This window comes from Rahnella perminowiae (assembly GCF_019049755.1).
Classification (GTDB): Bacteria; Pseudomonadota; Gammaproteobacteria; order Enterobacterales; family Enterobacteriaceae; genus Rahnella; species Rahnella perminowiae.
This window is the reverse complement of sequence record NZ_JAFMOS010000013.1, coordinates 1-255: the sequence shown is the minus strand read 5'-3', so window position 1 is coordinate 255 and position 255 is coordinate 1. Positions and strand designations below refer to the sequence as shown.

The 255-nt window shown below is 57.3% G+C and carries 1 pseudogene; it reads right to left on the bottom strand.

Going from position 1 to position 255, the window contains the following annotated elements:
• Window positions 1-255 (bottom strand): annotated as a pseudogene (locus tag J1785_RS00055) (SEL1-like repeat protein); the annotation flags it as partial.

Here is a 255-nt window from a genome sequence, read left to right as displayed (position 1 = left end):
AAACCGCCAGTCAACGTGCTGCTCCTGATGGAACAGTTGGTCACTGAGCGGCCAGGGGCGTGAGCGGCAAAACTCCACCCGGTCAGTGGGCATAATCTCGCCTTCCCTGAGTGCAAGAATGGCGTTCCGGCTGAGTCCTTCGCGCGGCAGCCATGCAATCTGCCAGTATCCGCTTTTCGGACAAGGTTCACCGGTTTTACACAGCAGACTTAGTGAGGCACTTTTATCAAAATCCGGTGACGTCGGCAGCGGCCT